The organism is Klebsiella sp. GG_Kp146 (genome assembly GCF_040061975.1).
Classification (GTDB): domain Bacteria; phylum Pseudomonadota; class Gammaproteobacteria; order Enterobacterales; family Enterobacteriaceae; genus Klebsiella; species Klebsiella quasipneumoniae.
In genome coordinates this window covers 1-23,168 of record NZ_JBEAHA010000003.1, presented here as the reverse complement: position 1 = coordinate 23,168, position 23,168 = coordinate 1, and the positions used below count along the sequence as shown (strand labels likewise).

Here is a 23,168-nt window from a genome sequence, read left to right as displayed (position 1 = left end):
TACCTTGACAAAACGTCGAATCTTTCTCGACTAAGCGCGCATTTAATAACGCCATAACCTTTATGGAGCGGCGTTATGTCAGATGAATTTTTACTCTCCCTCCGCCACAGTCTGCACCATTTGTACGACGTGGCGCGCACCCTTTCCTGGCTGCACTTTCTTCCCCTGACCCTTCTTTCGGTGGTGATTTTTCTGCTGCCCGGATGCGGGGACAACCAGGGTAATACGACTGATCCTGTGCGAACGGTGCGCTACGTTGTTGTTGGCTCAGCGCAAACCCTTCCCGCCCTGGAAAGAACCGGAGAGATCCATGCGCACGATGAAACGATTCTGAGCTTTCGTACCAGCGGCCGGATAGTGACGCGTAGCGTCGATATTGGCGATCGGGTCAATGCAGGGCAACTGCTGGCCACGCTTGAAAATACAACCAATCAGAATCAGCTCGATGGCGCACAGGCTGACTATGAAGGAGCCAAAGCCGCTGCTCAGGTTGCTGCACTTAACGTCAACCGAATGCAAAAGCTCATGCCTACTGGCGCGATTGCCCGCACGCAGCTCGATACCGCCCGCGCAGATTGGCTTGTCGCCCGCGCGCGTTTAAAAAACAGCGAGTCCGCGTTGCGTAATGCCCGCGAAAGCCTTGGCTGGACGCGTCTGATGGCGCCGCAAAGCGGCGTGATCACCGAAGTCAGCGCCTCTGCGGGTCAGGTGGTCAGTGGTGGTCAGTCGGTGTTGACGCTGGCGACCGGTGAAGCCCGCGATGTGGTGTTTGATATCGCTAAACCCGAGGCGATCCCGCCACAGGAGCATGCTGGCTTGCGAGTTTCTCTCCTCAGCGACCCGTCGGTGCAAGCGTCCGCCGCGGTAAGAGATATTAGCCCGCAGGCCAATCCTCAGACCCGCACGTGGCGCGTCAGGGCTACCCTACAAAACCCACCGCTGGCGATGGCGCTGGGCGCCAGCGTTACCGTCACGTTACCCGCAACCGGCCCGCATGGATACGCCCTTCCCGCTTCAGCGCTGAGCCGCGTCGGCGACAAACCGGCGGTTTATGTGATTAATCCGCAGTCGCAGGCACAGCTTCGCGTGGTGGTGCCAGTATACTATACCGCCACCGCGGTTATTATCTCCGGCGGCCTTGAACCAGGCGACCGGGTGATTACCGCCGGCGTGAGTAAATTACGCTCCGGCGAGCCGGTGATTGCCGGGGAGCGCGAATCATGAAACCCGTATTGAATGAGAAATTTAACCTGTCCGCCTGGGCGCTAAATAATCAACAGATGGTCAGTTTCTTCATGCTGCTGATCATGGCTATGGGCGCGTTCTGTTATGAGAAGCTGCCACGTAACGAAGATCCGGCGTTTACGATTAAAACGGCCGTTGTTTCTGCGCAATGGCCCGGGGCATCCGTGACGGATACCACCCGACTGCTGACCGATACGCTGGAAAAAAAGCTGCAGGAAACCCCCTGGCTTGATTATCTCGAAAGTGAAACCCGAGCCGGAAGATCCGTTATTTATGTCAATCTCCGTGACGATACCCCGCCGGAAAAGGTGCCGGATATCTGGTATCAGGTACGTAAGAAAATGCAGGACATTGCCCCATCGTTGCCAGAAGGCGTTCAGGGCCCCGCCGTCGACGACGAATTTGATGACACGTTCGGTACGATTTATGGATTTATACCTGAGGGCTATACCCTGCGGGAGGTCCGGGGCCGTGTTGAGACCATTCGCCGGGAACTCATGTCGTTACCGGATATCGGAAAAACCAGCCTGCTGGGTGAGCAGCAGGAACAGATAGTTCTCTCTTTTTCCCCGGCGCGTCTGGCAGGTATGGGGTTGAACATCCAGCAGGTAGCGGATGCCCTCAGAGCACAAAATGCGATTGTCCCGGCAGGTATGATCCGCACCGGACAGGAAAATATGGCGATAAAGGTCAGCGGGGAACTGACTTCTGAAGCGAGCTTACGTGCCGTCACGCTGCGTATTAACGATCGTTACCTTCCTCTGACGGATATTGCCACCGTTAGCCGGGAAAACGCCGAGCCTCCCCAGCCGGTTTACCGGGTCAACGGCAAACCCGCCATCGGGCTGGCTATCTCGATGGCGCCGACGGGTAATATGCTGCGTTTCGGCGCCGCGCTGAATGCCAAAATGCATGCCATCAGCGTCACGCTGCCGCACGGTATTGAGATGGTCAAGGTTGCCGATCAATCAGCGGTGGTCAGCGATGCCGTAAGCGGGTTTATCCGGGTGCTTATCGAAGCCGTGGCGATCGTCCTGGCCGTTTCGTTTGTCTCGCTGGGTTTACGAGCTGGGCTGGTCGTGGCTGCGGCCATCCCACTGGTTCTGGCCATGACCTTTACGGGAATGATGCTGGCAGGAATAGGTCTGCAACGTATTTCTCTCGGCGCATTGATTATCGCGCTGGGTCTGCTCGTCGATGACGCCATGATCACCGTGGAAACCATGGTCTCTGGTCTGGAAGCCGGGGATTCCCGCCGGCAGGCGGCTACCCGGGCTTTTAAAACGACCGCATTTCCGATGCTGACGGGCACCCTTGTGATGATTGCCGGGTTTATTCCCGTGGGATTTGCTGCGTCCAGCGCCGGTCAATATTGCTTTTCCCTGTTTGCCGTGGTGCTCATCGCCCTGCTGTGCTCATGGGTTGTCGCGATCCTGTTTTCACCGTTAACCGGGACGTGGCTGTTATCTGACAACATCAGACAGAAGTCGAAAGGTCCTGGACGGATGGCCCGCGGATACCAGTGGCTACTGCGCAAGGCGTTACGTTACCGCTTCGCCACCGTGTGTATTGCTCTCATTGCGCTTGGTCTGTCCGTTTACGGAACAACCTTTATGCAGGGGGAGTTTTTCCCCACCTCCGACAGGCCTGAATTGCTGGTCAGCCTGACGCTACCGGCCAATGCCTCGCAGTCGGAAACGCAAAATAGGGCTGAACAGCTGGAGAAGGCCCTGGCAGGCAACCGCAACGTTGAGCGATTTTCGACATACGTTGGGTCGGGAGCGATCCGTTTTTACCTGCCTATGGATGTGCTTCTGGCAAATGAAAATATCGCCCAGATGGTGGTGGTGGCTAAAGATCTTAAAGCGCGGGATCGTCTTCATCGACAGTTAAACAGGATACTGGCTACGCGCTTTAGCGACATCATCACTCGCGTATCGCCCCTGGAACTTGGGCCCCCCGTCGGCTGGCCAGTCAAATACCGGGTGAGTGGGCCAGATTATCTGAAGGTCAGGTCGATCGCGAACCGCCTGAGCGAAGTCATTGGCCGGTCACCCTCCTCCCGCGAGGTTAATCAGACGGCAGGCGAACCGGAGAGAGTCATTACCCTCAAGGTCAATCAGACCGCCGCCCGGGCTGCGGGCGTGTCGTCAGAAAGTCTGGCCCGGATGCTCAATACCGTCTGGTCCGGCAGTATAGTCACGTCGGTTCGCGATAATGACCGTCTTGTCGATGTGGTGCTCCGGGCCAGGGACAATGAGCGTCTTAACCTCGCCACCTTCTTTTCGCTGACTATTCAGGGGAATGACGGTAAACAAATCCCCCTCAGCGCCTTTGCCACGCCAGTCTGGGGCGTGGATGATCCGGTTATCTGGCGTCGACAGCGTTTGCCTTTCATCACCGTGCAAACTGACCTCGCCCCGGGACTTCGCGCCGAAGCAGTATCCGCAGCGTTGCGACCAGCGGTAGACAGGTTGCGCGCGGAACTGCCTGAAGGCTACAGCATTGAAGAAGGGGGCGCGGTTGCTGAATCTGAAAAAGGTAATAGTTCGGTCTATGCGGTTCTACCGGTGACACTGGTCATCATGCTCTTGCTGTTGATGCTCCAGTTGCGCAACTATTCCCGTATTGTGTTGGCTATACTGATGGCCCCGTTTGGTTTACCGGGTATCGTGCTGGCTATGTTACCTGGCGGAACACCAATGGGATTTGTCGCTCTGCTTGGCGTGATTGCGCTCGCTGGCATGATCATTCGTAACGCCGTCATACTGATTAGCGAGGTGGACAGCAATCTTACTCAGGGGATGGCAAGCGATGCCGCCATTATTGCGGCCGCAGAGCATCGTGCGCGCCCCATCTGCCTGACTGCCTGTGCAGCCATTCTGGGAATGATCCCCATTTCTCATCAGGTATTCTGGGGACCGATGGCCTATGCGATTATCGGGGGACTACTGGTTGCCACGCTGGTTACACTGACCGTTTTACCTGCATCGTTTAGCCTGTTGCTACAGCTGAGAATGACTTCCTCCGGCGAGATTCATGAAAAATGAGTGGCGTGCCGTCGTATCCTCGTCTCAGGGTTCTGCCAGGTTATTCGCTGCAAGATAAAGAACTTGCTCACCTGCTGCTGCAACGCTTGGGTAACAGGAAACCTAATAAAAAGTAAACCTTCCCTGACTATGATTATTTATACTCAGAAAACAGGTCATTAAGAAAGGAAGCCACGCGTTGAAATGGGTAACCTGGTTAAAACGTATCGTGTTGTCCATGCTGCTGTTGATTGTTGGCGCTCTGGGACTACGCGTTTATGACATACAGCGCGGGCCCGAACTGCAGCTCTGGCATACCTGGGTTCCGCATGAAATGGGCGCGGATGAAATCGACAATGCTGACTGGAACGATTACCTCAACAAAGAGAATGCGCTCTTTAGTGAGGTAAAACGCCAGGTTACCGATAAGCTGGACGCTGAACAGCAAACCGAACTGAATCGTTACTACAGTCACAGCCCCATTTATCCGGACTCGTTTCCCACCAACTGGAATCGGTCATACATTATGATGCCGGATGGCAAACCGAAAGGCGCTGTGGTGTTGCTGCATGGTCTGACGGATACACCCTACAGTCTGCGGCATATCGCCGAAAATTACCGGCAACAGGGTTATGTCGCCATCGGTATCAGGTTACCGGGCCACGGGACGGTACCCGCCGGGCTGACCGACGTGGACTGGCAGGACTGGCTGGCCGCCACGCGCCTGGCGGTGAGAGAAGCGAAACGACTGACGGGTCATGATGCGCCCCTGCATATCGTCGGATTTTCCAACGGCGGCGCGCTGGCAATGAAGTATTCGCTGGACGCGCTGGATAATGCCGGACTGGCAAAACCCCAGCGGGTGATCCTGATTTCTCCGATGATCGGTATTACCCGCTTCGCGCGCTTTTCCGGCCTCGCGGGCTGGCCCGCGTTTCTTCCCGCCTTCTCGAAAGCCGCATGGTTAAACATCATGCCTGAGTTTAATCCGTTCAAATATAACTCCTTTCCGACGAATGCCGCCCGTCAGTCGTTTCTGCTGACCAAAGCGCTGCAAAAGCAGATAGTGACGGATTCGAGAAATCATAGGCTTAACAGCTTACCGCCGGTATTGACCTTTCAGTCCGTTGTGGATTCAACGGTCAGTACGCGGGCGATCGTGACGGTGCTGTATAACCGCTTACCGGATAATGGCAGTGAAATTGTCCTGTTCGATTTAAATCATGCGGTCAGGTTTAATTCATTATTACGCCGGACGTCTTACACCGCGCTGGCGCGGTTGCTGCCCGCGGCGCCGCGGGCTTATCAAACCACGATCATCACTAACGCCAATTCCGCCAGTACAGAGATGGAAATTCGCACCACCCGCGCCGGGAAAATAGACACCACGGTGGAAAAGCTGCAGGGAATGCACTATTTACCGGACGTCTACTCTCTTTCTCATGTCGCGCTCCCCTTCCCCTTGAGCGATTCGCTGTACGGGCGCTATCCCCATCCGCTGAATCAATACGGGATCAGCCTTGGCACGTTTGCAGCTCGCGGCGAGCGTTCTGTGCTGGTTGTGGGTCTGGACTCGCTGATGCGCCAGTCTTCCAATCCGTTCTTTCCCTATATGATCAAACGCATTGACGAAGGGATCGACACTCGCCCGGCGCTCTCCGGAAAATAACTCCCCTGTGGATAAGTGGCCGCCGAGGCCACTTTTTCCTGAGGGCGCTACACTATGCTTTCGCCGACGTCGACAGCCACTGATATATCGAGGACAGATCCTGCCCGGCAAATCCCGCATCCGCCGCCTGCTGCCACAGTTCGGCGATGTTATCCAGTCCCGGCATGGTGTGCGGCTCGGACAGGGACAAGGCCAGCCGGGCATCTTTCAGCGCATGCGCCAGCTGCATCTGCGGCGCGAATTGCTCATTGGCGATGGCGTCCAGTTTGACTTTGACATACGGCGCCGCCAGCGGGCCGCCCTCCAGGGCGCTCCACAGCTGGTCGGGGGTAAAGCCCAGCGTCTTCGCCAGCTGTGCGCTTTCCGCGATGCCCTGCATCATCGCAATCAGCCAGGCATTGAGGACCAGCTTCATTTTCTGGCTGTTGCCCGCCTCGCCAAACCACTGCGTCCCACGTGAGATAGCGGCAAATACCTGTTCCGCCGGGCCACACTTTTCACGATCTCCGCTGGCGAGCACCAGGATCTGCGCCTTCTCCGCCGGGGCTTTGGTCCCTGAAACCGGGGCATCGACGAAGGTCATCGCCGGCTGACGCTCCCGCAACAAAGCGATAGCCTCCTGGGTCTCCGCCAGGCCGATGGTGCCCATCTGGCAATAGATCGCCTGCGGCTGACAGGCAGGCGCTATTTGCGCCAGTACCTGCAGGGTAGCCTGACCATCGGCGAGCATACTGATGATCACCTCGGCATCGGCCACCGCCTGCTGCGGCGTGGCGTGCAGGGATAATCCCTGCGCCTGTAAATCCTCGCCGCGCGCTGGCGAACGGTTCCAGCCCGCGACGGTAAAGCCCTTCTTCAGCAGATTGCTGGCAAAAGCGTGTCCCATGGCGCCGAGTCCCAGCACCGCGACTTTTGGTAATGTACTCATCTTGTCTGTCCTGATTCGCGTGTTAATAAATGGCGGACGTCTACTATCGCATCTCTGGCACGGATGTCAGTAGCAATAACCGCCATATAAAGTGACACTGTCACTATATGATAGCCACATTTATCGCGGCTCAGGGCTGGCGGAGCCACTCCAGCAAGCGGCGTATCGCTAGCGACAGGCGTTCGTCATCCTGATAGCACAGGCACAGCCGACGCAGCGCCCAGCGATCCTGCAATGTGATAACGGCGAACCGGTAGCGCGGCAGGTAGCGTTCAGCAATAACGCGCGGCAGGATCGCCGCGCCGGCGCCGTGAGCCACCATCTCGCAAAGCCCTTCAAAATGGCTCATCCTGATGCGGACGTTCAGCGCCTGGCCGACTCCGGCGGCCTGCTCTTCGATATGCTGCTGCAGCGCGCTGGTCTGATAGAGCGCGACCAGCGGCTCATGGATGATCGTTGCGAAAGCCACCTCGGCGGCGTCACTCAAGGCATGGGCCGGCGGCACGATCAGCACCAGGGGATCCTCCGCGACGGGCTCCAGGCGCAACGGCCCGGGGTCGACCGCATCGGACACCACCCCGGCCTGCGCCACGCCAGCCAGAATGCTGCTGACAATATCCGCGCTGGTGCGCTCTTCGGTCTCGATCTGTATCCCGGGATGCGCGGCCATCCACGCGGCGAGCTTGCCCGGCAGAAAAGCCGACATCGCCGAGGTATTGGCAAACAGGCGCAGCGTGCCCTGCTGACCGCGGGCGAAGGCGTGCATCGCCTGGCGCAGACGCCGCTGCTGCTCTAACAACGGACGAGCATGGCGCGCCAGTACCTCCCCGGCCTCGGTCGTTGTCACCCCCCGGGCATGACGGTGCAGCAGCGGCACACCGACCTCCGCCTCCATTTTGCGCAGCCTTTCGCTGGCGGAGGCCAGCGCCAGATGGGCCGCCGCCGCCCCGCCGGTAATGCTGCCGCTATCCACGATGGCGATAAACAGTCGCAGATCGGCGAGATCCAGTCGCATAACGCCCTCCTTTCCCTTCGGTTTTACCGTAGCCTGCGGGCAACATACCGCATTGTCCACCCGGCGACCAGCTGTTTCAATGGCCTTCTCTGAGCCGATAAGTGAGCCATGATGTTTGATCTTCACACTCTCTGTTTACTGCTGATCTTTATCGCCGCCGGGCTGGTCAAAGGGGTGACCGGCATGGGACTGCCCACCGTGGCGATGGGCCTGCTTGGCCTGCTGATGCCGCCACCGGCCGCGGCGGCCCTGCTGGTGCTCCCCTCGCTGTTAACCAATCTCTGGCAACTGCTGGCAGGCCCCGCGCTGGCGCAGATTGTGCGTCGCCTCTGGTTAATGATGACCGGGATGATTATCGGCACGCTGGCAGGGTCGTCACTGCTCATACACCTGAACCCGCGGTGGTCGGCGCTGGCGCTGGGCGTCGTGCTGATAGCTTATGCCGGATACGCGCTCCGTGGTCCGGCGGTGCAGGTTTCCGCCCGCGTGGAAAAGCGCCTGTCGCCGCTGATGGGCGGACTGACCGGACTGATCACCGGGGCGACCGGGGTATTTGTTATTCCGGCGGTGCCCTGGCTGCAGGCGCTGGGCTTTCGTCGCGACGAGCTGGTCCAGGCCCTGGGACTGTCGTTCACCCTGTCCACTCTGGCGATGGCGGCCGGCCTCTCTCTGCACGCTGGCTGGCGCGCAGAGTCGCTGCTGCTGTCGGCGCTGGCGCTGGCGCCCGCGCTGCTCGGCATGTGGCTGGGACAGCGGATCCGCTCGCGTCTCAGCCCGCAGCGCTTTCGTCAGGGCTTTCTGTTGTTCCTGCTGGCGCTGGGGCTGGAACTTGTCCTCCGGGGGCTGCTGGGGGGATCGGCCTAGCGGCGGGTAATGTGCTTCACATTGTATTTACTGGTGTTCTGGTAGATCTCTGAGAAATCAACGATCGCCCGGTTCTGGGCGTAGCTGACAGACTGCACCCGTAGCAGGAGGCTGTTAGGCGCCACCTGCAGCAGCTCCGCCTGCTCGCGGGTCGCCAGCACCGGCGTATAGCTGCGGTGGCTCTCGATAATGGTGATATGGCACTCTTTTTTGAAATAGTTGAACTTAGACTGCTCAAGGTTACCCACGCTGAGCCACGGAAAAGCGGCGTACGGAATGTAGCTGTTCTCCACCAGGATCGGGACCTCATCAATCAGGCGCAGCCGCCTGACGTAGTAGACTTTCTCTCCCGGCTGGATCTTTAACTGCTGGGCAATGGCCGGCGGGGCGTCAAGCAACGTGAACTCAATGACCTTATTACGGTAGTTGGTGACCCCCACCACCTGCATCTGGTAGTTAAACCCCTCCAGCTCGCCGCCATGATAGTTACTCTTACGCACAATGCAGGTTCCGCTGCCGTGCCGTCGGGCGATCAGCTTTTCCTCCTCCAGTAGCGCCAGCGCTTTGCGCAGCGTCATCACTGAGACCTGCAGCTCCGCAGCCAGCGCTTTTTCGCTGGGCAGCATATCCCCGACGGCGTAGTCGTCGCTGTTGATACGGGCCTTCAGTTCGGTGGCAATCTTTTTATAAATCACTTTTAGATGTCTTGGTAAGATGGAGGGCGTAGAAAGAAACCACAAATAACGCATTGTATTTATAGATAAAATTTAACTTTTATGCGAAAAATAAGACGTTAACTCATCTATAAAAATGGCTATATTTATATATCTCTCCTGCAACAATATATATGACTTTCGTCACAGATGGCCATTTTCCTGCTCGGGATCCCGGTGGTCTGCTCCTAGTCTGATAAGCCTATTGATCAGGTGATGACAGCAGGCTATGAAGACGAGAGGACAACCATGATTGGCGTGAAAAAGCTTCAGGACTTTTCCAAGGCGATGATCGGGCCGGTGCTGTATCTGCCGGCTATCGGCCTGTTGATCGCCCTGTTCAGCATGACCACCAACCGGCTGTGGGTGGAGGAAAGCAGCGGGATCTATTTGTTAGGGAAATTCGTCTCCAGCATGCTCTGGGCGCTGATGAACAATCTCGGGTTTCTGTTCTGCCTCGGGCTGGCAAGCGGTCTGGCGAAAACCCGCAAAGCCGAAGCCGCTTTCGTGGCGGCCATGACCTGGCTGGTCTACCTGGCGGCGAACAACAGCTGGCTGACCCTGACCCATCGCCTGGCGACCGGGGCCACCAACGCGCAACTGTATGGCAGCGGACAAACCTATATCTTCGGTTTTCAGGTCATCGATATGGGCGTGTTCCTCGGTATTATCCTTGGCTGCGCTGTCGCCTTTGTTCACAATCGCGTGGTCGGCATCGAATTTCGCGGCGCGCTGTCGATCTACGGCAACAGCAAGCTGGTGCTGATCGTGATGCTGCCGCTGGTGGGCCTGTTTGCTATCGCCACCGTCTATCTCTGGCCGGTGGTGGAGCTGGGCATCTCGGCGCTGACCGGCTTTATGAAATCGTTTGGCGCCATCGGGGTCTTCCTGTACGGCTTTCTCAACCGGTTCCTGATCCCCACCGGGCTGCATCATCTGATCTGGTCGCCGTTCGTCTTTACCTCTATCGGCGGTCAGCTGCTGATTGATGGCCAGACCGTCATTGGCGCCAAGCCTATTTTCCTCGCCGAAATCGCCCGTCATCCCGTTGACGCGCTCAGTGATTCCGCCCGCTTTTTAACCTATGGGATGGTGAAGATTTTTGGCACCGCCGGTATGGCGCTCGCCTTCTACCGCACGGCGAAACCGGAGAATAAACAGCGACTCAAAGTCACGCTGATCCCCTTAATTGTCACCTCAGTGCTGGTGGGGATCACCGAACCGTTTGAGTTTCTCTTTATCTTCACCGCCCCGCTGCTGTGGCTTATCTACTCCCTGCTGGACGGTTTCTTCCAGATGCTGGCCTGGCTGCTTCACGTGCGGGTATGCGCCACTAACGGTCTTATCGATTTTGTCGTCTATAACCTGCCCGCCGGCGCCAGCGTGACGCGCTGGCCGGTATTTGTCCTGCTCGGCCTGCTGGAAACCGCCACCATGTACCTGGTCGGCACCTTCTGCATTACCCGCCTGCGAATGCTTACCCCGGGGCGCGAAGCCGCTGCCGATGCGGCGTCTTCCCCACAGATGGATCAGGCGCATGGCGAGTCTGACAAAGGCGCGCTGGTGATTGCGGGGCTGGGCGGTAAAGAGAATGTTTGTACGGTGGAAAACTGTTTTACCCGTCTGCGGGTCGATGTGCGCGACCCCGCGCTCATCCAGCAGACGCTGTTGAAAGAGAGCGGCGGGAACAGCGTGCTGATTAAAGGCAATCATGTCCAGGTGATCTATGGCCTGGGGGTTAACAAAATTCGAACGGCGGTCAACGCCAGTCTGGGTGTAACTGAATAACGAGGTGGTAAATGAAAGATAACTTTGTGGTCACGATTGCCGGCGGCGGGAGTACCTATACGCCAGGGATTGTCATGATGCTGCTGGAAAATATGGCGCGCTTTCCCCTGCGGGAGATCCGTCTGTACGATAACCATTACGAGCGTCAGAAGACCATCGGCGACGCCTGCGCCATTCTGGTGGCTGAACGCTTCCCGCAGGTGAAGTTCAGCTATACCACCGATCCGCAGGCGGCCTTCACCGACGTTGATTTTGTGATGGCGCATATTCGCGTTGGCCTGTATGAGATGCGGGAAAAGGATGAAAAGATCCCGCTGAAATATGGCGTGCCGGGCCAGGAAACCTGTGGGCCGGGGGGGATCGCCTACGGTATGCGCTCGATTGCCGGCGTACTGGAGCTGGTCGATTATATGCAGCAGTACGCCCCGGGGGCGTGGATGCTCAACTACTCCAACCCGGCGGCCATCGTCGCGGAAGCGACCCGTCGCCTGCGTCCCGACGCGCGCATTATCAACATCTGCGATATGCCGGTGGCCATTGAGGGGCTGTTTGCCGACATCCTCGGTCTGCCGTCCCGCAAGGCACTGAACGTCCGCTACTACGGCCTGAATCATTTTGGCTGGTGGACCAGCATCACCGATAAAGCCGGTAACGATCTGATGCCGGCGCTGAAGCGTCACGTGGCGGAGCAGGGTTACAGTAGCCCAAAAGAGGATTTTCAGCATAAGGCGCCGAGCTGGATCGAGACCTTTAAAAAGGTGAAGGATGTGTTTGCCCTTGATCCCCTGACCCTGCCTAACACTTACCTGAAATACTACCTCTACCCTGACTACGAGGTGGCGCACTCTGACCCGGACTTTACGCGGGCCAACGAGGTGATGGCCGGGCGTGAAAAAGAGGTCTTCGATATGGCCCGGGAGATCACCCGTCGCGGCACAGCGGAAGGCGCGCATTTCCACGCCGGGGCCCATGCCACTTTCATCGTCGACCTCGCCTGCGCCATCGCCTTTAACACCCAGGAGCGGATGCTGTTGATCGTGGAGAACAACGGGGCGATCGCCAACTTTGACGAAACGGCGATGGTGGAAGTCCCCTGCCTGGTGGGCGTCAACGGCCCGGAACCGCTGGCGATGGGAAAAATCCCTTCGTTCCAGAAAGGGTTGATGGAGCAGCAGGTGGCGGTGGAGAAGCTGGTGGTTGACGCCTGGATCGAGGGCAGCTACCAGAAACTGTGGCAGGCCATCACCCTGTCGAAAACGGTGCCCAGCGCCGCGGTGGCGAAAGCGATCCTCGATGAGCTGATCGTCGCCAACGAAGGTTACTGGCCCGCGCTGCACTGATTTTTTGCCGCAACCCTGCCGGGAGACCTTCTCTCCGCAGGGTTATCAGCGGCACCCGTCCCGCGATGCCTGCCCCATAACCTCCCTCCGCACAGACGCGTCGATGGCCTGCGCTCCCCCCTCCAGACCGACGACCCAGAGTCGCCAGCCACGCTTTTCCCTGATCGGAGTAATGAAATATAAATTCTATTCTTCGATATTATGGCGTAAAAATGTGATCTGCGTTGTATTCTTTGAGTTACATTAACCCACTGAAAACAACATCATTATTACTCAATCGCAAAATTAACCCCCTTTTCATGGGGATATCGCGCTGCATGCCATTGTGATTGGCTTCATGTATTTACCTTCCTGCAACACTGATTTGAAATTAAATTTTCATAATGTGATCTTGTAGCATGCTCGTTCCATTTCTTTGTGCCATATTCTTATCACAGTAAATCGCCGGAACGACAGCAACATGCCACACCAGGGCGCTGTCCTGCCGACGCACTGAAGACCGCTAACCCCGAAAAGGAGAACGGATATCGACAACATCCATATCACCACCAAGCCGTAAACCTCTTTGACCGCCATTGCTTAGCGTACCCTGCCATGTGCTGAGCAATTACACAAAGAAGAAAATCATTTAATTCAGTTAGATACGACAACACAGGCGTGATAAATCCTGACTGGGGAGATGTATTTTTATCTTGTGTCGTTCAACAAAATAAAGGGACTACCATGTCATTTATAACAAACCTGAACCAGCAACAGAGAAAACGACTTCATCAGATCACCTTAGTGGCCACCTTCGGCGGCCTGCTTTTCGGTTACGACACTGGCGTTATCAACGGTGCCTTTTCCTCACTGAAGCAGTACATGGCGCTGACCCCGACCACCGAAGGGCTGGTGATGAGCGTCCTGCTGGTCGGCGCCGCGCTGGGCAGCGTGTTTGGCGGCAAGTTTGCCGACTACTTCGGCCGGCGCAAATACTTACTCTTCCTCTCCTTTATCTTTCTCATCGGCGCCCTGCTTTCCGCCGCGGCTCCCGATATCACCACCCTGCTGATTGCCCGCGCCCTGCTGGGGTACGCCGTCGGCGGCGCCTCGGTTACCGCTCCGACCTTTATTTCTGAAGTGGCGCCCACCGAGATGCGCGGCAAGTTGACCGGCCTGAATGAAGTCGCCATCGTTATCGGCCAGCTGGCGGCGTTTGCCATTAACGCGATCATTGGCATCATCTGGGGCCATCTGCCGGACGTCTGGCGCTATATGCTGTTAGTGCAGGCGATCCCCGCTATCTGCCTGTTTGTTGGTATGTGGCGCGCGCCGGAAAGTCCGCGCTGGCTGATCAGCAAAAACCGCCACGAAGAAGCGCTGCATATTCTCAAACAGATCCGCCCGGCGGAACGCGCACAGAAAGAGTATGACGACATCTCCACCCTGATCAAAATTGAAGCCGGCAATAAGTACAGCACTCAGAACACCTTCACCACTATCCTCAAAACGCCATGGATCCTCAAAATTTTGCTGGTGGGCATTACCTGGGCCGCACTGCAGCAAACCACCGGGGTGAACGTCATTATGTATTACGGTACGGAAATCCTGAGTACCGCCGGCTTCTCAGAGCGTACCTCGCTGATCTGTAACGTGCTGAACGGTGTCTTCTCCGTCGGCGGTATGCTGGTTGGCGTGCTGTTCCTTGTCGACCGCTTCAAACGTAAGACGATCATCATCTACGGCTTCGCCATTATGGCCACGCTGCATCTGATTATCGCCGCGGTCGACTACACCCTGGTGGGCGATCTGAAAGCCACCGCTATCTGGCTGCTGGGCGCGCTGTTCGTCGGCGTGATGCAGGGCTCGATGGGCTTTATCACCTGGGTGGTATTAGCCGAACTGTTCCCGCTGAAATTCCGCGGACTGTCGATGGGGATCTCGGTATTTTTCATGTGGATCATGAACGCGGTAGTCAGCTACCTGTTCCCGCTGCTGCAGGCGAAACTGGGCCTGGGGCCGGTCTTCTTCATCTTCGCGGCCATCAACTATTTGGCGATTCTGTTCGTGGTGTTCGCCCTGCCGGAGACCTCCAATAAATCGCTGGAGCAGTTAGAAGCAGAGCTGTCAGCGAATCATGAGGATAAAAAATCCACTCGTCTCACCAGGGAGGTTGGCTATGATCGATAACATCACGCTGGATAATCTGCACATCGGCTGCAAGGCCAGTAATAAAGCGGAAGTCATCGCCATGATTGGCGCGGAGTGTAAAGCCAAAGGCTATGTCAATCAGGAGTGCGTTCACTTTCTGCTGGAGCGTGAACATCAGGTTTCCACTTTTTTGGGCAATGGCATCACCCTGCCGCATCTGCCGAAATCAGCGACGGATATCATCCTTAAAACCGGGATTGAGATCTTTCAGTTTCCTGATGGCGTTATCTGGGATCGCGGCAACGTGATGTTTATTGCCATTGGCGTGATTGCGAAAGAGAAAGAGCATATTGACGTGCTCAAAGAAATTGCCTCGATATTCAGCGATGAGCTGATCGCGAATGCGCTGTCATTAATCTCTGACAAAAATGACTTCCTGAAGATCCTCCAGCATAACGCACTGCCCCATTAAGTGCGCCACCGGCCGGGGCGCTGCCCCCGGCCCCTCTATTTATTGGTCTGAATCCGCCACCAGCCTCAGCGGCATGCCACCTGCTACTGCGCGCATAAAAAGAAATGAGAACCATTATCAATGAAGCTATGCTAACGTGTCAGCCCAGGCAAAAAGCCAGATGACAGAGAACAGGAGGACAGACGAGGTGAAGCAGGATTCAGGGATCATCACAGCGCGGCAGACGCACGGATTGCTGACGCTGGCGATAGGCGCGCTATTTTACAGCAGCGGCAGTTTCGCCCGGCCGGATCTGCAGCCGCTGGGACCGAATATTGCGGATAAAGGGTCAGCTTTCTATCATTTTACCCAGCGCCAGTACGACTCTGCCGATGGCGAACGCCATTACCGGGTGTGGACCGCGGTGCCGGATAAAGCGCCGCCGGCCGCCGGTTACCCGGTGCTGTATATGCTGGACGGCAACGCGGTGATGGATAAACTCAACGACGCGTTTCTGCAACAGCTCTCCGCCGGTTCCCCGCCGGTCATCGTCGCTATTGGTTACCAGACGGCGCTGCCCTTCGATACCGCCGCCCGGGCCTGGGATTACACTCCGCCGCTGAAGACGCATGAACCTCGCCCCGGGAAAACCGCGCTGCCGCCGCGAAAAACCGGGGGCAACTATCTGTTTCGTCAGCTGCTGAGCGAAACGATGGTTCCGCTAACAGAAGCTAACCTGGAAATCGATCCCCGCCAGCGCGCTATCTGGGGCCACTCTTACGGCGGTCTGTTTGTACTCGACGCGTGGCGAAACCACTCCCTTTTCAGGATTTACTATTCTGCCAGCCCGTCGCTTGGCCAGGCGCAGACGTCTCCCCTGAAGGACACCCAGACCCTTGATGCCACCGCGTTTATCGGGACGTCACTGTATCTGCTGGAAGGCGACGGAAAAGCCGCTGGCGAGCCCTCCGGGCATGAAGCCTCCCTGGGCGTACTGCGTCAGACCCAGCAGCAGCTGGCCAGCAACGGTCTGACGGTGCAATTCTGGCGCTACCCTGGCCTGACGCACGGTCAGATGTTCGAGGTCTCCCTGCGCGCGGCGCTGCTACACCTTTCCGGGCAGCCTACGTTAGCGCATCAGTAACGATCCCGCGCCCACCAGCCAACGGCGGGTGCGTTAATTCTGCCGTGGCAGATGTTTAACATCGACCGGCTCGCCGAACAGAAAGCCCTGCATTTCGTCGCATCCCTCTTCTTCGAGGATCTGCCGTTGCCCCTCGGTTTCTACCCCTTCGGCGATAAGCGGGGTATTGATTGAGTTGCCCAGCGAGATAATCGCCCGCACGAACGAGCGAACCTGAGGATTACTCTCCACATCCTGCATAAAGCTACGGTCGAGCTTGATGACGTCGAAATGAAAATCGCGCAGCATGCTCAGAGAGGAGTAACCGGTGCCGAAATCATCCAGCGCAATACTGATGCCCATCTTTTGCAGATGATGCAGCACGCTGAACGCCAGCTGTTTATTGATGATAAACGCCGTCTCCGTCACTTCAAATTCCAGCAGGCTAACCGGATAAGCGGTTCGCATCAGGATCTCGCGGACTTTTTCGATAAAGCTGCGGTGACGCAACTGTACCGGTGAGATATTGACTGAGATTTTTTTATTCAGCCGATTATCCAGTGATTCGCTGCACACCTGCTCCAGTACCCAGTAGCCTAATGGCACAATAGCGCCACTCTCTTCAGCGATGGGAATAAACACCTCTGGCGGGATAGCCCCCAGCTGCGGATGCTGCCAGCGCAACAGCGCTTCATAACCGGTGATGCGACGATCTTTAATGTGGCGGATCGCCTGATAGTGAAGCGAAAACTCCCCCGCCTGAATACCGCGGCGGATGTCGGCGGCCATCATATTCCGCTGCCGCGTCTTGTCGTCCATCTCACGTTCGTACCAGCAAATCTTGTGGTCGAGACTGCTCTTTGCCCGATACATGGCCAGATCGGAATTGCTCAGTACCGTATTAATATCCGTCCCGTCCTCCGGGTAGACGGAGATACCTATGCTGGCGGAGAGGATCACTTCCGTCGCGGCAAACGTCTGCTTACCGCTGAAGCAGTGCCAGAGACGGGTGGCAAAGGCGTCCACTTCGCTTTCATCGGCAAAAGGTTTGACGGCCACAAACTCATCGCCGCCGAAGCGGGCGACCATCTCCTCCTTCTGCAGCGTTTTCAGCACGGCGCCTGCCACGCGCTGCAGCAGCTGATCGCCAATAAGATGGCCCTGCAGATCGTTAATCTCTTTAAACTTATCTAAATCGATGGTGAAAACGGCAAAGCGGCGGGCGTCATTACCGGTGATCAGCTTTTCCACCCGCTCAAAGAACTCCACACGATTGGGTAAACCGGTCAGCGCATCGTAGCGCGCCATCCACGCGATGCGGTCATTGATCGCCTTCTGTTCGCTGATGTCGCGGGTAATTTTGGCAAAGCCCAGCAGGTTATGGTGTTCATCGCGGATGGCATCGATCATGACATGCGCCCAGAACCGGGAGCCATCTTTACGATACCGCCAGCCTTCGCCTTCAAACTGGCCGCTACGCAGGGCAATTTGCAAATTTTTTGCCGGCACCCCGGAGAGCTGTTCGGCTTCGCTATAGAAGAGACCGAAGTAGCGACCGACGATCTCGTCGCTCAGGTATCCTTTTGCCCGGCGGGCGCCCTCGTTCCAGCTGATGACCGTCCCGTCGGCGCTCAACATATAGATGGCATAATCTTTAACACTTTCAATAAAGTGGCGATAGGCAATGTCCGTCAGGTGATCGTTACTCATGGTACAGCGCTCTCTGTGGCTCGGTCGTGGCAAAACGCATTAGATATAACAGAATCACGCCCATAATGAATACAAGGTTAAGGTGTTTTATGGTCGCCTTTCCGGCCCGGGCATGCGCCGACCGCGCGGCGCACACGCCTGTTAAGCGTAGTGGACCTGGCCATCTTCGGGAGTGACAAACTCGGCGATTTTCACACTTAGGTCGCCCACTAATAGTTACTTTTATTGATTAAAAAGTTTGATTGAAAGAATAAATAAAAGGAGTAATGTTAATAATACTTTCTATGGAGGTTAAATATGTTGCGTGATTATTTAAAAGTGGAAAAAGAAGATCGCCTGGTTGAACAACAGAGTCGTCATGACAATAGTCAGCATTATTCTTCGGTGACCGAATGGGTTATTTTAAGTAAAGATGGCCAGCGTAAAGGTCGGGTATCCCTGTTTGACCGCTTCACCACCCGCCGCTCCTGGAGCGACAGCTTCCGCATTACGCAGTTTGATAATGCGGGTAAAGTGGTGGTGGATAAACTCACTGACGCGCTGTAAATCCCCCGGATTCCCGGCCTGACGGGAGAATATTCATACGCAAAATTAACACCTGCATAAAATATATTGATGCGTCGCCATCATGTTATTTTCATTCCGCATACTGATAACCTAATGGGTAATTTTCGCCATGGTAAACAGCGCGAATTTTTAACCTGAACACATGCTGAAAAATAAGCCCGCCGGTCGGGCTTTTTTGCATGGTGTTCGCCACCCAGGCCACAAAATGCCAGGGACAATCCGCGCTGGATGGTATACGATACATATACGAATCATATATGGGTTTTTGTTATGGGAATCGTCAAAATCTCCGATCTGCTGCACGATGACATTCGTGATGCCAGCAAAGCCATGTCCCGCTCCGTCAATGCGCAGGCGGAATACTGGATCCGTCTGGGCATGATGAGCGAACTCTACCCCGAGCTTAACCACCAGCAGATCAAACTGCTGATGCTGAAATCCGGCTCTGACCGTCTGCTGGAGGTGATCAATGCCATCAATAATCATTAAAACCGCCGATGAGCTCGCGCGCCAGCGTCATGCCGGCCAGCTGCTGGCATCGGTGTTTGCCATGCTGGATACCTTTATCGTTCCCGGCGTGACGACGATGGAAATCAACGATCGAGTGGAAGATTTTATCGTCAACCAGCTGCACGCTCGCCCGGCCAGCAAGGGGCAATACGACTTTCCCTATGTGTTGAACACCTCGATTAACGACGTGGTCTGCCATGGCATCCCAAAGGCGACCGAGCATCTGCGCTCCGGGATGATCGTTAACGTCGATATTACCCTCGAGAAAGCGGGCATGATCGCTGACTCCAGTAAGATGTACCTGATAGGCGACGTTTCCCCGCTGGCGCGCCGGCTGGTAAAAACCACCTATGAAGCGATGTGGAAAGGCATTGAGGTGGTGAAACCTGGCGCGACGCTGGGCGACATCGGCCATGCCATTCAGCGCTGGGTCGAGGACCATGGCTACAGCGTGGTCAGAGAATACTGCGGTCACGGCGTCGGTCAGGAAATGCATGAAGAGCCGCAGGTGCTGCACTACGGCAGGCCCGGGGAAGGCGCCGTGCTGCAGGAAGGCATGGTATTCACTATTGAACCGATGGTGAACCAGGGCGACAGTCGTATCAAGACCAAAAAGGATGGCTGGACGGTGGTCACCCGCGATAAAAAACTCTCCGCGCAGTGGGAGCACACCGTGGCGGTGACCGCCAACGGTTTTGAGATACTGACGCTGCGCGACGACGAGCAGTCGCGGATCCGCTGAGTTACCTGTTCGCTTTGCCGAGGCGCCCATAACGGATAATCCTGCCCGGGGCCGGGAATGCTGAGGTACCTTCTGGCGGGGCAGTCCGACTGACGCCTCTCTCTTGATGGCCGCAGTCCGAACAAGGAATTGCTCTGACCGGCGAATCGTAAGAGAATAGCGCCTACACGCGACGATCTGATTACACGGGAGTTCATCATCAGCCATTCTCGTCGATTCCCCTTAGCCAGCAAAGTGGCGCTGGCAGGCGCGGCGCTCATCGCTGCCGGCATGCTGTTCAGCTGCACCAGTAAGGCCCCGAAATCCCTCGTCACGCCGCCGAAGAGCGCGGCCGTTAAAGCCGGTCAGACGCACCGGGAGCCGGTACGCGGCGTCTGGCTGACCACCGTCTCGCGCCTTGACTGGCCGCCGGTCGGGTCGATTATTGCCAGTACGCCGGAAAGCCGCATCACGCAACAGAAGCTGGCGCTGATCGCCAAACTCGATAATCTGCAGCGCCTGGGGATCAACACCGTCTTTTTCCAGGTGAAACCGGACGGTACGGCGCTCTGGCGGTCGGATATTCTGCCGTGGTCCGATATGCTGACCGGCAAAATCGGCGAATATCCCGGCTACGATCCGCTGCAGTTTATGCTGGATGAAGCGCACAAGCGCGGCATGAAGGTTCACGCGTGGTTTAACCCTTACCGCGTCTCGGTCAACACCAAACCGTCGACTATTGCCGAGCTGAATAACACCCTCACTCAGGTACCGGCCAGCGTGTTTGTCCTGCACCGTAACTGGATCCGCACCGCCAGCGATCGCTTTGTTCTCGACCCGGGTATTCCCGAAGCGCGTGACTGGATCACCAGCATCGTCGCTGAAGTGGTGCAGAACTACCCGATTGACGGCGTGCAGTTCGATGACTATTTCTACACCGAAACCGCCGCGTCCCCGCTTAACGACAACGAGACCTTCCGCCGTTACGGGCAGGGCTATGCCTCGAAGGGCGACTGGCGGCGGCATAACACTCAACAGCTTATTGCCCAGGTCTCCGCGACCATTAAAAAACTCAATCCGAACGTCGAGTTTGGCGTAAGCCCGGCCGGGGTGTGGCGCAACCGCTCCCACGATCCAGCGGGGTCTGATACCCGTGGCGCGGCCGCCTATGATGAATCCTATGCCGATACCCGCAGCTGGGTGCAGCAGGGACTGCTCGACTACATCGCCCCGCAGATCTACTGGCCATTTGCCCGCGATGCGGCGCGCTATGATGTGCTGGCCAACTGGTGGGCCGAGGTGGTTAAGCCCACCCATACCCGGCTGTATATTGGCGTGGCGCTGTATAAGGTGGGTGAGCCGTCCAAAAATGAGCCTGACTGGACGGTGGATGGCGGCGTGCCGGAGCTGAAAAAGCAGCTCGATCTCAATGAGTCCCTGCCGCAGATCCAGGGCACCATCCTGTTCCGCGAAAACAACCTCAATCAGCCGCAGACCCGCCAGGCGGTTAACTACCTGCGCAGCCGCTGGGGGCAGCCGCAGAGCTAACCGCCACTCGGCTTCGCTATCGCGCCTGCAGCCCTTGCTGCAGGCGGGCGTGCAGTTTCAGCATGTTCTCCGTGATCGCCCGCCAGACGTGGGCGGAAAAGTCCGCCGGCAGTGTCCGGCGGGCGCTTTCGATGGCCTGTGGCACGCGGTCGGCAAACTCGTCAAGGATCGCCAGCATCTGATCCCGGGGAAAGTTAACCGCTTTGGCGGTCGCCAGAAAATGACGCGGATAGATGGCGTTAATCTCCGTTTTCCGCCCTCGGGTGGCGTTGAGCCCCATCGACAGCTTCAGGTCGCGCAGATGCAGTCCCGTCCCTCCCAGCACCGGAAATGCCGAAATAATGTCGTAGAACGGCGTGAGCCGGTAGCTGCCGCCGGGCAGTAGAAAGAGCGAGAAATTCTTCGCATGCCCGTCCGTTGCCCCGGTCAGCCACTGGAACACCATGAACTTCATAAAGTCATAGCGATCTTTCAGGGCTTCACTGGAGCCCAGCAGAAAGGTCATGATCGCGGCGATACCCGGCCCGCCGTCAGACTCGTATTTCATCGACGACGGGATGCCGAATGCCTGACACAGATCCTCTTGCGGCAGCCGCAGCAGCACGCGCCCCTCCTGCGCCCAGCGCCGGTCGAAGCGGGTCACCGCCAGCGCACGGATCCGCGGGGTGGTGATAATCTCCGCCTCCGGCACCGCCAGGCCCAACGCCCTGGCCAGCGCCAGGCACAGATATTCGTTATCCACGCTTTCACGCAGATCCAGCGTCGCATTGGGCTGTTTTATCTCGCCAATGGGCAGTTTAATGATATGGGTGGTCGGGGTGGTGCCCTGCGGAATACACCAGTGCTCGCCCATTCGCAGCAGCGCGGTTTTCTCCTGAGCGCCGGCCACCGAGATACGAAAATCGTCCTGGCCGGTCACCATCCCGAGCGGAATATCCGACTGGTAGGCGGTCAGCAACGCGGTCAGTTGCGCCTCATCCAGCGTCTGCCAGCGCAACGCTGCAAGATGCGCCTCTTCCCCCGGCGGCAGCAGAGTCACCGCCCCTACGCTATCCCGGCCGACCTCGGCCAGCAGATCGAACGGCTGTTTCGAGCGCGCCTGATAGCGCCTGACGATCCGGTCGCGGACCTGTGGGCTGTCGGGCAGCAGGTTATCAAAATAGTGATACACCGCGTCGGCGGTGATATTGCCATACTGCAGCGGCAGCGAGAGGGAGAGCGGCCTGGCGCGCGGGCTGCGCAGCCACTCGTCATCATAGCGGAAACTGTGCGCCCCGTTGGCCTGGCGGGTTAAGGTTCCCACGCGCACATTGTTCATCCAGGTGGTGAGCGTCGCCATTACCAGTCCAGATCCGTGGTGTTATCGGGGGCCGTCGCCGTCTCGGCCGGTTTGGCGTTCAGGGTCATCACCACCCCCAGCGACTGGAGGATCTTGAACAGGGTGGTCAAGGTGGTTTTGTCCGGGTGATTTTCAAAATTGGACAGCGTCGCCTGTTTAATGCCGATCCGGCTGGCCAGCGCCTCCTGAGTCCAGTGATTTTGCTGGCGCAGCAGTTTCAGGTAATTGGCCAGCTGAACGGGACTGTATATCTGAGGGGAATGCATCGCTTGTTCCTCACCATTGTTTATCCCCCTATCGGGATAAATCTGCTTTTATACCCTACAGGGGATAATGTCAAGGTTATCCCCTGGTGGGGATAGGAGTATAATTATCCTTGTGTGGGGATAAAACAGGAACAATGGTGGCCGGAGACACCTTTACATGCCCGGTGGCGGCTGCGCCTTACCGGGCCTACGGGCAGTCTCTCCTCGCTCCG

General features: G+C 57.1%; 19 protein-coding genes. 13 read left to right on the top strand and 6 right to left on the bottom strand.

Annotated elements, in window-relative coordinates; translation table 11 throughout:
• The first annotated feature begins 75 nt into the window (after nucleotides 1-75).
• From ABLU95_RS04600 to ABLU95_RS04590, 3 genes are all read left to right on the top strand, one after another.
• Entirely contained in the window at nucleotides 76-1,224 is a 1,149-nt protein-coding gene (locus ABLU95_RS04600) for an efflux RND transporter periplasmic adaptor subunit (RefSeq protein ID WP_086076281.1), read from the top strand.
• The gene (locus ABLU95_RS04595) at nucleotides 1,221-4,295 is read left to right on the top strand and encodes an efflux RND transporter permease subunit (protein WP_348878911.1); all 3,075 of its coding nucleotides are present in this window, start codon (nucleotides 1,221-1,223) and stop codon (nucleotides 4,293-4,295) included. The genes ABLU95_RS04600 and ABLU95_RS04595 overlap by 4 nt, the downstream gene beginning before the upstream one ends.
• Before the next feature lie 217 nt (nucleotides 4,296-4,512).
• The gene (locus ABLU95_RS04590) at nucleotides 4,513-5,943 is read left to right on the top strand and encodes an alpha/beta hydrolase (RefSeq protein ID WP_348879034.1); all 1,431 of its coding nucleotides are present in this window, start codon (nucleotides 4,513-4,515) and stop codon (nucleotides 5,941-5,943) included.
• A gap of 52 nt (nucleotides 5,944-5,995) precedes the next feature.
• On the opposite strand, the gene ABLU95_RS04585 is transcribed toward ABLU95_RS04590, so the two are convergent.
• Nucleotides 5,996-6,871, bottom strand: coding sequence for an NAD(P)-dependent oxidoreductase (locus ABLU95_RS04585; protein WP_044523052.1), 876 nt, complete (start codon nucleotides 6,869-6,871; stop codon nucleotides 5,996-5,998).
• Nucleotides 6,872-7,001: 130 nt separating this feature from the next.
• Nucleotides 7,002-7,886 (bottom strand): LysR substrate-binding domain-containing protein, encoded by an 885-nt coding sequence (locus ABLU95_RS04580; RefSeq protein WP_348878909.1) that lies wholly within the window; start codon nucleotides 7,884-7,886, stop codon nucleotides 7,002-7,004.
• 111 nt (nucleotides 7,887-7,997) lie between these two features.
• Here ABLU95_RS04580 and ABLU95_RS04575 point away from each other — a divergent pair, with 111 nt between their 5' ends.
• Entirely contained in the window at nucleotides 7,998-8,750 is a 753-nt protein-coding gene (locus ABLU95_RS04575) for a sulfite exporter TauE/SafE family protein (protein ID WP_289553894.1), read from the top strand.
• On the opposite strand, the gene ABLU95_RS04570 is transcribed toward ABLU95_RS04575, so the two are convergent.
• Nucleotides 8,747-9,445 (bottom strand): UTRA domain-containing protein, encoded by a 699-nt coding sequence (locus tag ABLU95_RS04570; RefSeq protein WP_004205898.1) that lies wholly within the window; start codon nucleotides 9,443-9,445, stop codon nucleotides 8,747-8,749. The genes ABLU95_RS04575 and ABLU95_RS04570 overlap by 4 nt on opposite strands.
• A 267-nt stretch (nucleotides 9,446-9,712) precedes the next feature.
• Here ABLU95_RS04570 and ABLU95_RS04565 point away from each other — a divergent pair, with 267 nt between their 5' ends.
• The 5 genes from ABLU95_RS04565 to ABLU95_RS04545 all read left to right on the top strand — a co-directional run bounded on the left by ABLU95_RS04565 (nucleotide 9,713) and on the right by ABLU95_RS04545 (nucleotide 16,316).
• Nucleotides 9,713-11,251 (top strand): PTS transporter subunit EIIC, encoded by a 1,539-nt coding sequence (locus ABLU95_RS04565; protein WP_065882413.1) that lies wholly within the window; start codon nucleotides 9,713-9,715, stop codon nucleotides 11,249-11,251.
• Nucleotides 11,252-11,262: 11 nt separating this feature from the next.
• Complete coding sequence (locus ABLU95_RS04560) at nucleotides 11,263-12,591, top strand: 6-phospho-alpha-glucosidase (protein ID WP_065882411.1); 1,329 nt, start codon at nucleotides 11,263-11,265, stop codon at nucleotides 12,589-12,591.
• 723 nt (nucleotides 12,592-13,314) lie between these two features.
• The gene (locus ABLU95_RS04555; RefSeq protein WP_102004482.1) at nucleotides 13,315-14,760 is read left to right on the top strand and encodes a sugar porter family MFS transporter; all 1,446 of its coding nucleotides are present in this window, start codon (nucleotides 13,315-13,317) and stop codon (nucleotides 14,758-14,760) included.
• Complete coding sequence (locus ABLU95_RS04550) at nucleotides 14,750-15,193, top strand: PTS sugar transporter subunit IIA (protein WP_032452832.1); 444 nt, start codon at nucleotides 14,750-14,752, stop codon at nucleotides 15,191-15,193. Before ABLU95_RS04555 ends, ABLU95_RS04550 begins: the two co-directional genes overlap by 11 nt.
• 187 nt (nucleotides 15,194-15,380) lie before the next feature.
• Complete coding sequence (locus tag ABLU95_RS04545; RefSeq protein WP_065882406.1) at nucleotides 15,381-16,316, top strand: alpha/beta hydrolase-fold protein; 936 nt, start codon at nucleotides 15,381-15,383, stop codon at nucleotides 16,314-16,316.
• 33 nt (nucleotides 16,317-16,349) lie between these two features.
• Here ABLU95_RS04545 and ABLU95_RS04540 read toward each other — a convergent pair whose 3' ends face one another.
• Nucleotides 16,350-18,005 carry an EAL domain-containing protein gene (locus tag ABLU95_RS04540; protein ID WP_348878906.1) on the bottom strand — a complete coding sequence of 552 codons (1,656 nt, stop codon included), beginning with the start codon at nucleotides 18,003-18,005 and terminating at the stop codon, nucleotides 16,350-16,352.
• A gap of 297 nt (nucleotides 18,006-18,302) precedes the next feature.
• On the opposite strand from ABLU95_RS04540, the gene ABLU95_RS04535 reads away from it, so the two are divergent.
• The 4 genes from ABLU95_RS04535 to ABLU95_RS04520 all read left to right on the top strand — a co-directional run bounded on the left by ABLU95_RS04535 (nucleotide 18,303) and on the right by ABLU95_RS04520 (nucleotide 21,351).
• The gene (locus tag ABLU95_RS04535) at nucleotides 18,303-18,551 is read left to right on the top strand and encodes a hypothetical protein (RefSeq protein ID WP_004205912.1); all 249 of its coding nucleotides are present in this window, start codon (nucleotides 18,303-18,305) and stop codon (nucleotides 18,549-18,551) included.
• 291 nt (nucleotides 18,552-18,842) lie between these two features.
• Complete coding sequence (locus ABLU95_RS04530; RefSeq protein ID WP_002904808.1) at nucleotides 18,843-19,061, top strand: ParD-like family protein; 219 nt, start codon at nucleotides 18,843-18,845, stop codon at nucleotides 19,059-19,061.
• On the top strand, nucleotides 19,042-19,824 hold the full coding sequence (map, locus tag ABLU95_RS04525; RefSeq protein ID WP_218810086.1) for a type I methionyl aminopeptidase: 783 nt from the start codon (nucleotides 19,042-19,044) through the stop codon (nucleotides 19,822-19,824). The genes ABLU95_RS04530 and map overlap by 20 nt, the downstream gene beginning before the upstream one ends.
• 234 nt (nucleotides 19,825-20,058) lie before the next feature.
• A complete protein-coding gene (locus ABLU95_RS04520; protein WP_044523014.1) occupies nucleotides 20,059-21,351 on the top strand; it encodes a glycoside hydrolase family 10 protein in 1,293 nt (430 codons plus the stop codon).
• Between the two features lie 16 nt (nucleotides 21,352-21,367).
• Here ABLU95_RS04520 and ABLU95_RS04515 read toward each other — a convergent pair whose 3' ends face one another.
• Nucleotides 21,368-22,690 (bottom strand): type II toxin-antitoxin system HipA family toxin, encoded by a 1,323-nt coding sequence (locus ABLU95_RS04515; RefSeq protein ID WP_044523012.1) that lies wholly within the window; start codon nucleotides 22,688-22,690, stop codon nucleotides 21,368-21,370.
• On the bottom strand, nucleotides 22,690-22,956 hold the full coding sequence (gene hipB, locus ABLU95_RS04510) for a type II toxin-antitoxin system antitoxin HipB (protein ID WP_023289667.1): 267 nt from the start codon (nucleotides 22,954-22,956) through the stop codon (nucleotides 22,690-22,692). The genes ABLU95_RS04515 and hipB overlap by 1 nt, the downstream gene beginning before the upstream one ends.
• Nucleotides 22,957-23,168 lie beyond the last annotated feature (212 nt).

Excerpts from the sequence above, each read along its gene's own strand:
- ABLU95_RS04540 (WP_348878906.1), bottom strand. The coding sequence starts at position 18,005 with ATGAGTAACGATCACCTGACGGACATTGCCTATCGCCACTTTATTGAA.
- ABLU95_RS04600 (WP_086076281.1), top strand. The coding sequence starts at position 76 with ATGTCAGATGAATTTTTACTCTCCCTCCGCCACAGTCTGCACCATTTG.
- ABLU95_RS04535 (WP_004205912.1), top strand. The coding sequence starts at position 18,303 with ATGTTGCGTGATTATTTAAAAGTGGAAAAAGAAGATCGCCTGGTTGAA.
- ABLU95_RS04585 (WP_044523052.1), bottom strand. The coding sequence starts at position 6,871 with ATGAGTACATTACCAAAAGTCGCGGTGCTGGGACTCGGCGCCATGGGA.
- ABLU95_RS04515 (WP_044523012.1), bottom strand. The coding sequence starts at position 22,690 with ATGGCGACGCTCACCACCTGGATGAACAATGTGCGCGTGGGAACCTTA.
- map (WP_218810086.1), top strand. The coding sequence starts at position 19,042 with ATGCCATCAATAATCATTAAAACCGCCGATGAGCTCGCGCGCCAGCGT.
- ABLU95_RS04565 (WP_065882413.1), top strand. The coding sequence starts at position 9,713 with ATGATTGGCGTGAAAAAGCTTCAGGACTTTTCCAAGGCGATGATCGGG.
- hipB (WP_023289667.1), bottom strand. The coding sequence starts at position 22,956 with ATGCATTCCCCTCAGATATACAGTCCCGTTCAGCTGGCCAATTACCTG.
- ABLU95_RS04560 (WP_065882411.1), top strand. The coding sequence starts at position 11,263 with ATGAAAGATAACTTTGTGGTCACGATTGCCGGCGGCGGGAGTACCTAT.
- ABLU95_RS04530 (WP_002904808.1), top strand. The coding sequence starts at position 18,843 with ATGGGAATCGTCAAAATCTCCGATCTGCTGCACGATGACATTCGTGAT.
- ABLU95_RS04590 (WP_348879034.1), top strand. The coding sequence starts at position 4,513 with ATGCTGCTGTTGATTGTTGGCGCTCTGGGACTACGCGTTTATGACATA.
- ABLU95_RS04575 (WP_289553894.1), top strand. The coding sequence starts at position 7,998 with ATGTTTGATCTTCACACTCTCTGTTTACTGCTGATCTTTATCGCCGCC.
- ABLU95_RS04580 (WP_348878909.1), bottom strand. The coding sequence starts at position 7,886 with ATGCGACTGGATCTCGCCGATCTGCGACTGTTTATCGCCATCGTGGAT.
- ABLU95_RS04595 (WP_348878911.1), top strand. The coding sequence starts at position 1,221 with ATGAAACCCGTATTGAATGAGAAATTTAACCTGTCCGCCTGGGCGCTA.
- ABLU95_RS04550 (WP_032452832.1), top strand. The coding sequence starts at position 14,750 with ATGATCGATAACATCACGCTGGATAATCTGCACATCGGCTGCAAGGCC.
- ABLU95_RS04555 (WP_102004482.1), top strand. The coding sequence starts at position 13,315 with ATGTCATTTATAACAAACCTGAACCAGCAACAGAGAAAACGACTTCAT.